The sequence below is a fragment of the Kribbella sp. CA-293567 genome (genome assembly GCF_027627575.1).
Classification (GTDB): Bacteria; Actinomycetota; Actinomycetes; order Propionibacteriales; family Kribbellaceae; genus Kribbella.
The window spans coordinates 4,863,041-4,876,190 of sequence record NZ_CP114065.1; the positions used below are offsets into that span (position 1 = coordinate 4,863,041).

The 13,150-nt window shown below is 69.7% G+C and carries 11 protein-coding genes; 3 read left to right on the forward strand and 8 right to left on the reverse strand.

Annotated elements, in window-relative coordinates; translation table 11 throughout:
- Positions 1-77: 77 nt before the first annotated feature.
- The 5 genes from OX958_RS22245 to OX958_RS22265 form a co-directional block, all read right to left on the reverse strand.
- Positions 78-1,268: a glycosyltransferase gene (locus tag OX958_RS22245; RefSeq protein ID WP_270131098.1), complete on the reverse strand. Its 1,191-nt coding sequence runs from the start codon at positions 1,266-1,268 to the stop codon at positions 78-80.
- Entirely contained in the window at positions 1,268-1,684 is a 417-nt protein-coding gene (locus OX958_RS22250) for an adenylyltransferase/cytidyltransferase family protein (RefSeq protein WP_270131100.1), read from the reverse strand. The genes OX958_RS22245 and OX958_RS22250 overlap by 1 nt, the downstream gene beginning before the upstream one ends.
- Positions 1,684-2,433: a CDP-alcohol phosphatidyltransferase family protein gene (locus tag OX958_RS22255; protein WP_270131101.1), complete on the reverse strand. Its 750-nt coding sequence runs from the start codon at positions 2,431-2,433 to the stop codon at positions 1,684-1,686. The genes OX958_RS22250 and OX958_RS22255 overlap by 1 nt, the downstream gene beginning before the upstream one ends.
- On the reverse strand, positions 2,430-2,858 hold the full coding sequence (locus OX958_RS22260) for an adenylyltransferase/cytidyltransferase family protein (protein WP_270131102.1): 429 nt from the start codon (positions 2,856-2,858) through the stop codon (positions 2,430-2,432). Before OX958_RS22260 ends, OX958_RS22255 begins: the two co-directional genes overlap by 4 nt.
- 160 nt (positions 2,859-3,018) lie before the next feature.
- Complete coding sequence (locus OX958_RS22265; protein WP_270131103.1) at positions 3,019-4,239, reverse strand: glycosyltransferase family 4 protein; 1,221 nt, start codon at positions 4,237-4,239, stop codon at positions 3,019-3,021.
- Between the two features lie 325 nt (positions 4,240-4,564).
- On the opposite strand from OX958_RS22265, the gene OX958_RS22270 reads away from it, so the two are divergent.
- Positions 4,565-6,073, forward strand: a complete 1,509-nt coding sequence (locus OX958_RS22270) for a right-handed parallel beta-helix repeat-containing protein (protein ID WP_270131104.1) — start codon at positions 4,565-4,567, stop codon at positions 6,071-6,073.
- A 300-nt stretch (positions 6,074-6,373) separates the two neighbouring features.
- Positions 6,374-8,101: a right-handed parallel beta-helix repeat-containing protein gene (locus OX958_RS22275; RefSeq protein ID WP_270131105.1), complete on the forward strand. Its 1,728-nt coding sequence runs from the start codon at positions 6,374-6,376 to the stop codon at positions 8,099-8,101.
- A gap of 66 nt (positions 8,102-8,167) precedes the next feature.
- Here the strand turns inward: OX958_RS22275 and OX958_RS22280 are convergent, their stop codons facing one another.
- From OX958_RS22280 to OX958_RS22290, 3 genes are read right to left on the reverse strand one after another with little or no spacing between them, the layout of a single operon-like run.
- A complete protein-coding gene (locus tag OX958_RS22280; protein WP_270131106.1) occupies positions 8,168-9,586 on the reverse strand; it encodes a mannitol dehydrogenase family protein in 1,419 nt (472 codons plus the stop codon).
- On the reverse strand, positions 9,583-10,524 hold the full coding sequence (locus OX958_RS22285) for a sugar kinase (RefSeq protein WP_270131107.1): 942 nt from the start codon (positions 10,522-10,524) through the stop codon (positions 9,583-9,585). The genes OX958_RS22280 and OX958_RS22285 overlap by 4 nt, the downstream gene beginning before the upstream one ends.
- Before the next feature lie 10 nt (positions 10,525-10,534).
- Positions 10,535-11,539, reverse strand: coding sequence for a LacI family DNA-binding transcriptional regulator (locus OX958_RS22290; RefSeq protein WP_270131109.1), 1,005 nt, complete (start codon positions 11,537-11,539; stop codon positions 10,535-10,537).
- Positions 11,540-11,726: 187 nt separating this feature from the next.
- Here OX958_RS22290 and uxaC point away from each other — a divergent pair, with 187 nt between their 5' ends.
- On the forward strand, positions 11,727-13,133 hold the full coding sequence (gene uxaC, locus OX958_RS22295) for a glucuronate isomerase (RefSeq protein ID WP_270131110.1): 1,407 nt from the start codon (positions 11,727-11,729) through the stop codon (positions 13,131-13,133).
- Positions 13,134-13,150 lie beyond the last annotated feature (17 nt).

Sequence of the window (13,150 nt, forward strand, 5' to 3'; positions counted from 1 at the left end):
CACCTGACGGCGACCTCGAACACGTTATTTCCTGTTCAAGGTCGCCGTCAGGTGTCCGAGGTCACCGGCGCCGGCGGTCAGTGCGCGACGCGGGCGGTGCTGTACCAGGTGGACAGGATGTCCGGCAGGCGATCCGGGGCCCAGCGGTCGACCGGATCGATACGGCCTTTGAGCGAGCCCAGGCCCTTGGCCAGTTCGCCGACGACGTCGCCCTGCCAGGCAACGACCGCGCCGTCCTCGGGACCGACGATGACGGAAGGGCCGCCGCGGTCCAGGCAGACGACCGGGCAGCCACTGGCCAGGGCTTCGGCCACCGCCCAGCCGGCCGCCTCGCGCATCGCGGGGGCGAGCAGGGCGTCGGCCCGCAGCAGCGAGCTGAGGACTTCTTCGCGCGGCAGCTGGCCGACGAACTCGACCCGGTCGCGGACGCCGAGCTGCTCAGCGAGACGCTCGGCGCGACGCCAGTCGGGGCCGTCGCCGATGACGCGGAGCTCCCAGTTCGCGGCCTCGGGGCGGGCCAGGGCGCTGATCGCCATCAGCAGCCCCTTCCACGGGATCAGCCGGCCGACGAACAGTGCCGTCCGGACGCCCGGGGCGCCGTACGGCTCCCGCGGTCCGGAGGCGGTGGCGAACCGGCTGATCGCGACGTTCGGCTGGACGACCACCTCCCGCGCGTGCGGGCCGAAGTGCTCGGCGACATCCTTGTTCTGGGCAACGACCAGGTCGGCGTTCAGCGCGTGCTTGCGCCCGACCAGCCGGCGGCACAGGCCGGTGTAGCCGCGGCGTACGAGTTCGTTGAGCAGGCCCTTGGAGCCCAGCCAGTGCGCCATCGACAACGGCACCGCGGTCGAACCGCCGACCGGACCCCAGATCACCTTGGCCGTCGACAGCTGGACCACCCCGGCGGGCATCCAGTCGACCGCGAAGGTCAGGTGGTGGATCACCGCGAAGGAGTGCTCGGCGTGCAGCCGCTCGGCGGTCCGCCCGGCCAGCCGCTGCCACAGCGGGTAGTACCAGTAGACGTCGGCGTGCCGGCGACGCAGCTTGAGCAGCCACTTCGGCAGCTCCAGCGGTACGACGGTCAGCGACGGGATCGGCCGGACGGCCAGTTCCTCGGCGATCTCGTGCGCGAACTTGCCGCGGGTGAGCAGCCAGACGTCGTGATCGCGCGCGGCCGCCTTCGCCCAGGCCCAGCCCGCGCCCGGTTCGGACCCGCCCTGCGGCCGGCAGGCGTAGGCACTCAGCAGGATCTTCGGCCGGGTCGACATCAGAGCGTTCCCTCCAGGAGCCTGCGGAGATCCGTGCTCGAGGTGGACGCCGTGTAGGGGAAGTAGTGCACCTCGGCACCCACCTCGCCGAGCAGCTTCTCCAGCCGGGTCCCCTTCTCGGTCCCCTTCCAGTCGTCACCCTTGAAGAGCACGTCGTAGCGCAACTGCTTCCACATCTCGAACTTGTCGCTGGACCAGTCGGCGACCACCTCGTCGACCAGGCCGATCGCCCGGACGACCTCCATCCGCTCCTCGTGCGGCACGACCGGCGGCCGGCCCTTGATCCGGCTGACCACGTCGTCCTCGACCACACCGGCGATCAGGTAGTCGCAGTGCTCACTGGCTCGCCGCAGGATGTTCAGGTGCCCGATGTGGAACATGTCGTAGACCCCGGGGGCATAGCCGACCACGCCCATCAGCTCTGCGCCCCGGTCGGGCGCGGAGCCGGCTGCAGCGCCGCCATCTCCCGGTACCACTTGGCGATCGCGGCCAGCAGGAAGACCAGGTTGGCCGCCAGCAGCGCGCCGTACAGGACGGTGAAGACGGTCGGCCGGCCGAACGCGAGGAAGACCAGGCACAGTACGCCGTAGTCGGTCGGTGCTATCAGCAACGACTTCAGCACCGAGTCGCCGCGCACGTTCGCCGTGCTGGCGCCGTGCCGGCGGCGCAACTGGTCGATCAGGATCAGCCCGAAGAACATCACCGCGGACACGCACAGGTAGGCGAGCGGCACCAGCAGGACCAACTCGTTGCTAAAGGCATCGAACCGGTAGAGCGAGATCAGTACGGCGCTGTGCAGCAGGGCGATCTTGACGCAGTCGATCATGTGGTCGAGCCACTCGCCCAGCGGCGAGCCGCCGCCGCGCAACCGGGCCAGCTGCCCGTCGGCGGAGTCGAACGCGTAGCCGAGCACCAGCAGCGCCGTGACCGCCAGCGCGAGCGGCAGGCTCGGCTCGACGGTGGCGATCAGGACGATGCCGACCAGCGAGCAGAAGCCGCTGGTCAGGCTGATCTGGTTCGGCGTCCGGCCGGCCAGGAAGGCACCTGCGGCCAGATACCGGCCGATGCGCCGGTTGACGAACCGCGAGTACGCCGGAGTGCCTGCCGAAGGCTTCTGCGCGCGCGACAGCTCGGCGACCACGTCGCCGATGGAGCGCCCGCTCATGCGACCGAGCTGCGCGACTGCCGCTGGTCGATGGCGGCACGCAGGATCTGGCTACGGGAACCGCGGCGGGACACCAGGACGCTGATCGACTCGGCCGGAACGTCGCCGAACTCGTCCGGACCCAGAACGCCGTCGGTGCCGTCGGCGGCGAAGACGGTGGTGACACCGAGCTGACCCATCAGCCACCGGGCCTCGTCACCGTCCACCACGACCACCTCGTCGACACAGCGCAGCTGCTCGATGATCTGTGCCCGCTCGACGATCGGCACGAACGGCCGGGCGCCCCAGGCGTCGACGGCCCAGTCGTCGGTCAGTACGCCGACCACCAGGTGGTCACACTGCTCCTTGGCCCGCTCCAGCACGTCGAGATGACCGACGTGGAACAGGTCGAAGACCCCGCTCAGATAGCCGATGCGTTGCGGCACCTTGTGCTCCCCCACTGAGCCCTTCCGGACCCTGCCCCGTCGCCCCCCGGGCGAGTTGAACAACGAACTCCTGGTGAACATCCCGACAACCGGGTCCCACCAGTGAGCGACGTGACCCCCCACGCCCACGCTGACCTTACACCGCGTAATCGCCACTCGCCTAGCTACTCGCTCCATCGCGTGGCTGGCCGCGCGCGCCGTTCCGGTCGGCCGCGTGCCGGGCGATCGCATCGGTGTAGATCCTCTCCGTGGCCGCCAGATCGCGCTCCGGAGTGAAGCGGTCGAGATACACCTGGCGTGCTCGTTGCCCGAAGGCTATCGAAGTCGCCGGCTCGACCAGCACTCCCAGGGCCTTTCGGAGTGCCTCGGTGTCGCCCGGGGAGACCAGCGCGCCGGTCTCCCCGTCGTCCACCAGCTCCTCCAGCGCTCCGATCCTGGACGCCACCACCGGTACTCCGTGCGCGAACGCCTCGATCACCACCAGACCGAACGTCTCGTACGACCGGGCCGGTACGACGAGCGCGGAGGCGGACCGCAGCACCTCCATGCACTCCATCCACGGCAGCGCGCCGAGCACCCTGACCGAGGGATCGCGGCGCGCTCGCTCGTCCGCCTCCGCCCTCAGCGGGCCGTCGCCGACCACCACCAGCTGCCCGAGCGACGCGTCCCAGGCGCTGAGCAGATCAGCGAAGCCCTTCTCCTCGGTCAGCCGCCCGAGAAAGACGACGGCCTCCCCCGCGCCTTCGCGGACAGCGCCCGAGTGGGCGACCGCATGCGGCTTCACGACGATCCGGTCCGGGTCGAAGCCGCCCGCGACGTACCGGGAGCGGACGAACTCCGAGGGCGCGATCAAGGTGGTGACGTAGCGCTGCCAGGTGTTCAGTGTCCTGTGCACGGTGATGCCGGCCACCAGCGGCAGGCTCTGCACCTTCGAATCGCGATAGCAGCCGTGGACCGCGCCGCGCCACGGGATCTTGCCGATACAGGACTCGCACGGACCACCGTCGCGCTGGAGCACACCGTTGGCGCACATCAGCCGGAAATTGTGGAGCGTGGCCACCACCGGAAGGTTCTGGCGGGCCGCGGCGCGCAGTACCGACGGACTGAAGAGCGGGAACGTGTTGTGCACATGCACGATGTCCGGACGCGCCGACTGCAATCGGAATGTTAAATCGCGCTCATCGGTGAATGACCATACGGAGCGAAACGGTAACAGCGCGCGATCTTTTCGGCTCATTTGCGCAATGTCGTCGCTGTGCTGTGCGTAAAGCTCAACAACATGTCCTGATGTACGCAAAAAATCAGTTGTTTGATCGACCACCGTGTTCTCGCCACTGGGTTGACCCGAACGGTAACGGTTGTGCAACATAGCGACCCGCATGGCACCACCTTAAGTCTCGTGGTGGTGACAACAGGTATTTGACAGGCCGCACCTGGGGATGCACGACCGCGCGCCGAGACACCCGGAGGGTGCTTTGAGCAGGATTAAGTCGACAAGGGTGCTGTTCGTCGCCCTTATCGCCGTGGCGCTGGCAACCGTTACAGTCGCCTACCCCGTCATCTCTCATCAAAAGAACGCGGCATCGGCCGAGAAGTCACGCGACACCGCCCAGTTCGGCCCAGCGGGACCAGCGGTCCTTCCCTCGAAACACCCGACCGCGAAACCGGCACAGGCCCCTGGCACCGTCTCGAAGAAGCCGCCGACGGTGGCTCCGTCGAAGACCGCCGCGCCGACCAAGAAGCCGACCACCAGCAAGCCGACCGAAACCGAGCCGGCAAAGACCGCGCCGCCGGCCCCACCGGCTCCGGCCGAGCCGGTCGTCGGCGAGACCGCCGCCGGTCCTGGCGTCGCCGGGCCGTGCAGCGGCACCGTGATCAAGCCGGGCCAGAACGCCCAGGCCGTGGTGAACTCCCAGCCGGCCGGTGCGACCGTGTGCTTCGCCTCGGGCGTGCACCGGATCAGCCAGACGATCCGGCCGAAGGCGAACATGACGATCGCCAGCTCGTCCCGGGCGGTGCTGACCGGCTCCGTGCCGCTCACCGGCTGGGCCAAGTCGGGGACCCGCTGGGTCACTCGCGGCGCGCTGCCGGCGGCGTACGGGAAGAGCGGGCAGTGCGAGGACAACAAGGCGAACATCTGCCATCTGCGGGAGCAGGTCTTCCTCGGCGGCACCCACCTGACCCGGGTCGCCTCGCTGGCCGCGGTCAAGGCCGGCACCTTCTACGCCGACTACGCGGCCAACGCGATCTACCTCGGCAGCAACCCGGCCGGCCAAGCGGCCGAGATGTCGAAGACGGCGACCGCCATCGAGTCGAACCAGCCCGGCGTGACCGTGCGCGGCCTGACCATCGAGCACTTCGCCAGCCCGGCCCAGGCCGGCGCGCTGGTCTCCGGCCCCGGCTGGACCGTGAAGGCGAACGAGGTCCGCTGGAACAAGTCGGTCGGCCTGATGCTGGTGAAGGCGAACAACGGCCGGGTCGATCGCAACCTGGTGCACCACAACGGCCAGCTCGGTCTGGGGCAGTACAGCTCGCTGAAGGCGAACGTGACCCGCAACGTGATCACCCACAACAACACCGACGGGTTCTGGATCGCCGACTGGGAGTCCGGCGGGATGAAGTCGACCCGCTCCTCGGGCACCGTCAGCGGCAACCTGATCCGCTCGAACAAGGGCGTCGGGATGTGGGCCGACGTCGCCGACGACGGCCGGGTGATCAGCTCGAACAAGATCATCGGCAACGCGGCCGACGGGATCCGCTACGAGATCAGCCGCAACGGCGTGATCGAGAACAACACGATCACCGGTAACGGCTTCGGTACCGGCCGCGGCTCCGGTACGTCGCTGTGGGACGGCGGCGGGATCAACGTGAACACCTCGGTGAACGTGACGATCCGCAACAACACCGTCTCCGGCAACGTCAACGGCGTCTCGATCCAGTCCCGGACCCGCGGCGACGGCCCGTGGGGCCGCTACCTGCTCCGCAACGTGCACGTCACCGGCAACACGATCGGGATGACGGGCGGCACCCAGGCGACCGGCATGGTGCAGAACTCCGGCGCCGAGGTACCGGCGGGCCAGCTGACCTTCAGCGGCAACCGCTACCTGCTGGACAAGCTGGCCGCGCAGCGGTTCGCCAAGTTCGGCACCAAGCTGACCGCCACCGGCTGGCGCAGCGCGGGTCTCGACACCGCTGGGACGTTCCATACGAGCTGAGCCAGACGGGCTGAGCCCGTCCTGAACTCCCGAGCCCGATGCCCCGGGCAAGCATCACGGAGCGCAGTTTCCATCACCCAGCGCAATTGATGCACCCAGCAACAGGTTCGAACACGCCTGGGGCAACTGACTCGGAAGAATGCCGATTTCCCCTGCTCGCAGGGAGGCCTGGTCGGCATTGGGGGGCCCACGCAACCATTTTGCGTGGTGCCACGACTACGGCAAGTAGTAGTCTTCTGGGGAAGGCCGCACCAGGGGGGTGCAAAGAAAGACAAGTACCCAACCCCCGGAGGGTCGTCAGTGAAGAAGTCAGTGACCATCATCTGCGTCGCGGCAGCCGGTGCGGTCGCCATTACGGGGATCGTGGCCGGAACGCGGACCAACATGGCCTCGGCGTTCGGCGAGGAGAAGACCGGCATCCTGCCGGGAGACCAGCCACGCAAGCCGTGGCCCCGACATACTCCGCGACCGACCGTCAGCGTGCCCACCACGCCCGCCCCGACGGCTACCGCGAGCCCCACGAAGCCGACCGCTTCCCCGACCGTCAAGCCGACGGTCACCCCCACGCCCACGCCTACGCCCACCCCGACACCACCGCCGACCAGTACGCCGCAGCCGACGACGCCGGCTCCCGGCACGTTCCCGGCCGGCCCCTCGCTGGCACCGGAGTGCAAGGGCACCACGATCAGCACCAGCCAGAACGCCGCCGACGTGATCGACAAGGCCGCGGTCGGTACGACGTTCTGCTTCACCGCCGGTGTGCACCGGATCAACCGCACGCTGAAGCCGAAGGCGAACACGACGCTGGGCAGCGACGCGGGCGCGGTGCTGACCGGCTCGGTCCCGCTGACCGCCTGGACCGCCGACAACGGCGACTGGGTGACGCGGGGCGTGCTGCCGGCGGCGTACGGGATGACCGGGCAGTGCGAGGACAACGCGGCCAACATCTGCCACCTGCGTGAGCAGGTGTTCCTGAACGGCAAGCACCTGTTGCGGGTCAAGGCCCGCGATCAGGTCGCGCCGGGCACCTTCTACGCCGACTACGCGGGCAACGCCGTCTACCTGGGCGACAACCCGGCGGGCCGGTCGGTGGAGATGTCCAAGACGGCGACCGCGATCCAGTCGAACGCGACCAACGTCGCGGTGGTCGGCCTGACGGTCGAGCACTTCGCCAGCGTGCCGCAGGCCGGCGCGGTGGTGCTCGGCAGCGGCTGGCGGGTGTTCGCCAACGACATCCGCTGGAACCACGCGGTCGGCGCGATGCTGGTCAACGCCGACGGCGCGACCCTGGACCGCAACCTGATCCAGTACAACGGCCAGCTCGGCGTCGGTCAGTACAGCACCACCAACGGCAAGATCGTCGGCAACCAGGTCAGCAACAACAACACCGACGGGTTCTGGATCGCCGACTGGGAGTCCGGTGGCATCAAGACCACCTGGTCCACCAACGGCTCGGTCTCGGGCAACCTGATCAAGCAGAACCTCGGCGTCGGTCTGTGGAGCGACGCCTACGACGACGGCCGGGTGTTCAGCGACAACCAGATCGTCGGCAACGCCGCCGACGGCATCCGCTACGAGATCGGCCGCAACGGCGTGATCGAGAACAACACGATCACCGGCAACGGCCTCGGGACCGGGCGTGGCTCGGGCCGGTCGCTGTGGGACGGCGGCGGGATCAACGTCAACACCTCGGTGAACGTGACGGTCCGCAACAACACGCTGTCCGGCAACGTCAACGGCATCTCGATCCAGTCGCGGACCCGTGGCAACGGACCGTGGGGCCTGAACCTGCTGCGCGACGTGACCGTCACCGGCAACAAGGTGACCATGCGCGGCGGCACCACCTCGACCGGCATGGTGCAGAACTCGGGCGCCGCGATCCCGACCGGCGAGGTCGTCCTGAAGGGCAACACCTACGTGCTCGACAGCCTGAGCGCGGACCGGTTCCAGAAGTTCGGCCAGTGGTTCAGCGCCTCGGAGTGGAAGGCCGCCGGTCTCGACACCGACAGCCGCTTCACCACCGGCTGAGCCACCCCGGAGCAGGCAGCGGCCGTCGCGAGCAGCATCTCGCGGCGGCCGTTGCCGTTGGGTGGGTCAGCTCAGGCGGCCGGCCTGCTCGACCAGCAACTGACGGAAGACGGCGTTGGCCGGCAGGTCGGCCCCGAAGACGGATTCGACTCCCAGCAGTGCATCGACCACGGCAGCCGTGCCAGTGGCCGAGGAGACCGCAGTCTGCAGCTTGTTCGCTTGCGGGTCGTCCAGCACAGTGCCGGTCTCGGTTGCCTTGGCGACCGAAACCATCCACGCCGCGACGGCCAGCGCGGCCAACCGCGGTTCGGCGTTGACCGCAAGGCGATCGCGAACCGTGCCGAGCAGGCGAACCGGGAGTTTCGCCGAACCGTCCATGCCGACCTGGGCGGTGCGGTGCTTGAGAGCCGGGTTGGCGAAGCGCTTCAGGACGGTGGCGCCGTACTCCGTGAGGTCGAGTCCGTCCGGCGGGGTCAGCGTCGGGATCACGTCGTCGGTCATCAGCTGTTGCGCCAGACCCGCCAGCTCTTCGTCCCGCACCGCCTCGGCGATCGTCTCGTAGCCGCGCAGGCCACCGAGGTACGCGAGCATCGAGTGGGTCGCGTTGAGCATCCGCAGTTTGGCCTGCTCCCAGGGCGCGACGTCACCGGTGAGGATCGCGCCGGCCTTGTCCCAGTCCGGCCGGGCCCCGGCGAAGTCGTCCTCGATCACCCACTGCAGGAACGGCTCCGCGACCACCACCGCCTCGTCCCGTACGCCGAGCAGCGCCGCCGCCTCGTCGCGGTCCGCATCGGTCGTGGCCGGGACGATCCGGTCGACCATGCTGGCCGGGAAGCGCGCGGTCGCGAGCTGCTCGAGCAGTTGCTTCGCGTCCGGCGACGCGGCGGCGTAGCCCTCCATCAGGCGGCGAAGGAAGGGGCCGTTGGCCACCAAGTTGTCGCAGGACACCACCGTGAGCGGAGGTGACCCGTGCGCGGCGCGCCTGGCGAGGCCAGCCGCCAGTTGCCCCACCACCGTGCGCGGCGGGCGGCCGGCCAGATCGGCCTGGATCTCCGGATCGGTCAGGTCGAGCCCGCCCGCCGCGGCGGCTCGATAACCCTTCTCCGTCACGGTCAGCGTCAGCACGGAGACCGCCGGATCCGCGATCCGGTCCACCACCGCGCCCGGGTCCTCAGGCGCGGTCAGCACCTCACGGATGCTGCCGATCACCCGGATGCTGGGGTCACCCTGCCCGCGAGTCAGTACGGAGTACAGGCCGTCCTGCGGCGCGAGCTGCTCGCGAACCGCCGCTGACCGCTGGCTGACTCCGCAGATCCCCCAACTGGTACTGCCACTGATCGCCGCGGCCTGCTCGGTGAAGACGGCCTGATGGGCGCGATGGAACGCGCCCAGCCCCAGATGCACGATGCCTACCGACAGACCCGCCGGGTCGACGTCGGGCCGGTGACCGGCGGGGACGTTGGCCAACTCGAGTCGCGCGGTCATGCCGGTACCTCCGTTGCGCCGTGGGCGGCGTGGGCTCTGCTCTCTTCCAGGGTTGCCACGTGACCGGTGCCTCCCAGGCCGCTGACCGACAGGGAGGCCGCTGCCACGCCGAGCCGGACCGCCTGCTCCAGTCGATCGCCGAGCGCCAGCCGCGCGGTGACCGTGCCGGCGAAGGAGTCGCCCGCGCCGGTCTGGTCGACCACGGCGGGTGCCGGGATCACCGGGATCTCCACGATCCGGCCGGCATCGTCGAGCAGCACCCCGTCGGAACCGCGGGTCAGCGCGACCGCGTCGGCGCCGAGGGCCCTGATCGCGGCGCTGACCACCGCCGGGTCGTCGGAACCGCTGATCAACTGCGCCTCGCCCGGCCAGGCCGGCGTGACGAGTCGCGTGTACTGCGCGAGCGCGCGGAGGTGGTCGCCCGCGCCGGTGGCGTTGACCAGTCGCGGTCGCCAGTTCGGGTCGTAGACGAAGCATCGCGCACTGGACGCGGCCAGCCGGACAGCCTTGGCGGACAGCGGTGAGATCGCGCACGCGATACCGCTCGCCAGCACCGCGCCGACCCGGGAGACCAGGTCGATCGGCACGTCCCCCGGCCCCAGCCCCGAGCCCGCGCTCCCCCGGCGTACGTAGGTGAACTCCCGTGCGCCCGAAGGATCGGCGTGTTGCAGGTAGAGGCCGTGCTGGCCGGGCACCCGCAGCACCTGGGAGGTATCAATGCCCAGAGCAACTACTCGCTCGAGCAGCCGGTCCCCCAGCTCGTCGTCGGGCACCCGGGCGAGCAGGGCGGTGTGCGCGCCCGCCGCGGCGGCGGCAGCGGCGGAGTTGAGCGCGTCACCGGAGAAGTTGAGCGTCAGCGCCGTACCGGCGTCCAGTGGCTCGGTCGAACTGAGCTCCACCAGGATCTCGCCGATCACGAGTACGTCGGGGATCGCCATCTGTGCCTCCTCAAGCTCGGGCGGGTCCGGCCGCCACACCGGTGGAGTCGCGGACCATCAGCTCGCCCGGCAGGGTGCCGCGAGCGCGCGAGTCGGGAACGGTCCCGGGGTCGTCGAGCAGTGCCAGCAGGAACTCGACCGCGATCTCGCCGGCCCGCTGTTTGGGCAGCCGGACGCTGCTCAGCGCCGGCCGGGCCATGCCGGCCATCGCGATGTCGTCGATGCCCAGCACGCTGAGGTCGCCGGGCACGTCGATCCCTCGCGCGTGCAGCCGGGCGAGCAGCCCGATCGCCACCAGGTCGTTGTAGGTCACCACCGCTGTCGCGCCGGTGGCGACAGCCTGGTCGGCCGCCGCCATCCCACCGTCGTACGTCGGAGCGAACTGGCCGACCGGCAGCAGTTCCACCTCGTGGTCCTGAGCGGCGACGCGCAGCCCGAGGGCGCGCTGGGCGTTCGACCAGGAGGTGGCGGGCCCACCGACCCAGGCGATCCGGCGATGACCGAGCGCGGCGAGATGGGCGATCGCCTGCCGCATGCCGCCCTCGTTGTCGAAGGTGACCGCAGCGACGCCGTCCACCAGCCGGTTCACCAGGACCACGTTGGTCTCCTGCGCCACTGCCACCAGTTCGTCGTCACTGGCGCGAGGCGAACACAGGATCAGCCCGTCGACCTGCTTGGCCAGCGCGCGGACCAGGCCGACCTCCGCGGTCGCGTCCTCGTCGGTGTCGGCCAGGAAGACCGCCACGTCGTTGGCGCGAGCCCGCGCCTGGACCCCCTTGACCACACTCGGGAAGAACGGGTTCGCCAGGTCGGGCACGACCAGTCCGATGTTGCCGGTCCGGCCGGTGATCAGGCCGCGGGCGGCCTTGTTGGGCTGGTAGCCCAACTGCTGCGCGGCGTGCTCGACGCGCGCCCGCGTGGCCACGTTGACGACGTCGGGCAGCGAGAGAGCACGGGACACGGTGGAGGCCGAGACGCCGGCCAGCCGGGCGACGTCGCGGATGGTCACCGTCATCTGCCACCTCCGCGTTGCCGAGCCCCGAGTGTCGCCTGAGTCTGCAATCGGTTGCAGCAGCGTGTCAAGTTCTTCAGGACAGGCAAATAGACCATCTTCACTTGCCCTGCATCAGCGGGGTTGTGTGATGTTGCATGGACTGCAATCCTTTTCAGGATCTGTTGCAAGCTCACTCCCGGAGGACCCCATGCCGAAGGCCCTGCAGCCCCACCCCGACCGCGCGTTCCCCGCCGGTGAGGCCCGCGAGGTGGCCAGGCGCATCCACGCGTCCACCAAGGACCTGCCGCTGCTCTGTTTCCACGGGCATGTCGACGCCGGGCTGTTCGCGACCGACGAGCCGTTCGGCAACCCGGCCGAGCTGCTGGTCGTGCCGGACCACTACGTGACGCGGATGCTGGTCTCCCAGGGCGTCTCCCCCGATCTGCTCGGGCTGCCGCGCCGCGACGGGGTGCGAACTGCCGAGCCACGCGACATCTGGCGCGAGTTCTGTTCGCGCTGGCACCTCTTCCTCGGCACGCCCAGCCGCTACTGGCTGGAGCACGAGTTCGCCGAGGTGCTCGGCCTGCGAGTGGCGCCTTCCGAGGAGACCGCCGACGACCTGTACGACGAGATCTCGGCGCGGCTCGCCGAGCCCGAGTATCGGCCGCGCGCCCTGCTCGACCGGTTCAACATCGAGGTCATCGCGACCACCGACGCGGCCACGGACGACCTGGCACAGCACGCGAAGGTGGCCACCGACCTGCCCGGCCGGGTGATCCCGACCTTCCGGCCGGATGCGGTCGTGCACCTCGATCGGCCGGACTGGGTCGAGCTGAGCCGTCAGCTCGGCGTACGGGCGGACACGGACACTTCGTCGTACCAGGGGTATCTCGACGCGTTGCGGCAGCGGCGTCAGGCGTTCCGGGCGGCCGGGGCGCTCGCGACGGACCACGGGCACCTGAGTGCCGCGGCGACACCGCTCGACGACACCCAGGCCGCCCGGATCTACGACAGCGCCTTGCGCGGTGAGGTCACGGCCGGCGACGCGGCGGCGTTCGGCGCCCACATGCTGTTCCAGATGGCGGCGATGTCGGCGGAAGACGGTTTGGTGATGCAGGTCCACCCCGGCGTACTGCGTGATCATCACTCGGGAGTCCACGCGGCCTACGGTCCCGATCAGGGGCACGACATCCCGGTCGCGACCGAGTTCACCCGGTCGTTGCGGCCGGTGCTCGACCGGTTCGGGCACGCCGAAGGCTTCCGGATGGTGCTGTTCACCGTCGACGAGACGTCGTACTCGCGGGAGCTGGCGCCGATCGCCGGCGTCTACCCGAGCGTGCGGCTGGGTGCGCCGTGGTGGTTCCTGGACAGCCCCGACGGGATGCGGCGGTACCGCGAGCTGGTCACCGAGACCGCCGGCTTCTACAACACCTCCGGTTTCGTCGACGACACTCGCGCCTTCCTCTCCATCCCCGCCCGGCACGACCTGTCCCGCCGCATCGACGCCGGTCACCTGGCCAAGCTCGTCGTCGAGCACCGGATCGAGGAGGACGACGCCTTCCGGGTGGCCCAGGACCTCGCCTACAACCTCGCTCGGGACACCTACGTGCGCTGAGCTTCGCCCGCGAGCGG

Excerpts from the sequence above, each read along its gene's own strand:
- OX958_RS22245 (WP_270131098.1), bottom strand. The coding sequence starts at position 1,268 with ATGTCGACCCGGCCGAAGATCCTGCTGAGTGCCTACGCCTGCCGGCCG.
- OX958_RS22250 (WP_270131100.1), bottom strand. The coding sequence starts at position 1,684 with ATGGGCGTGGTCGGCTATGCCCCCGGGGTCTACGACATGTTCCACATC.
- OX958_RS22255 (WP_270131101.1), bottom strand. The coding sequence starts at position 2,433 with ATGAGCGGGCGCTCCATCGGCGACGTGGTCGCCGAGCTGTCGCGCGCG.
- OX958_RS22265 (WP_270131103.1), bottom strand. The coding sequence starts at position 4,239 with ATGCGGGTCGCTATGTTGCACAACCGTTACCGTTCGGGTCAACCCAGT.
- OX958_RS22280 (WP_270131106.1), bottom strand. The coding sequence starts at position 9,586 with ATGACCGCGCGACTCGAGTTGGCCAACGTCCCCGCCGGTCACCGGCCC.
- OX958_RS22285 (WP_270131107.1), bottom strand. The coding sequence starts at position 10,524 with ATGGCGATCCCCGACGTACTCGTGATCGGCGAGATCCTGGTGGAGCTC.
- OX958_RS22290 (WP_270131109.1), bottom strand. The coding sequence starts at position 11,539 with ATGACGGTGACCATCCGCGACGTCGCCCGGCTGGCCGGCGTCTCGGCC.
- uxaC (WP_270131110.1), top strand. The coding sequence starts at position 11,727 with ATGCCGAAGGCCCTGCAGCCCCACCCCGACCGCGCGTTCCCCGCCGGT.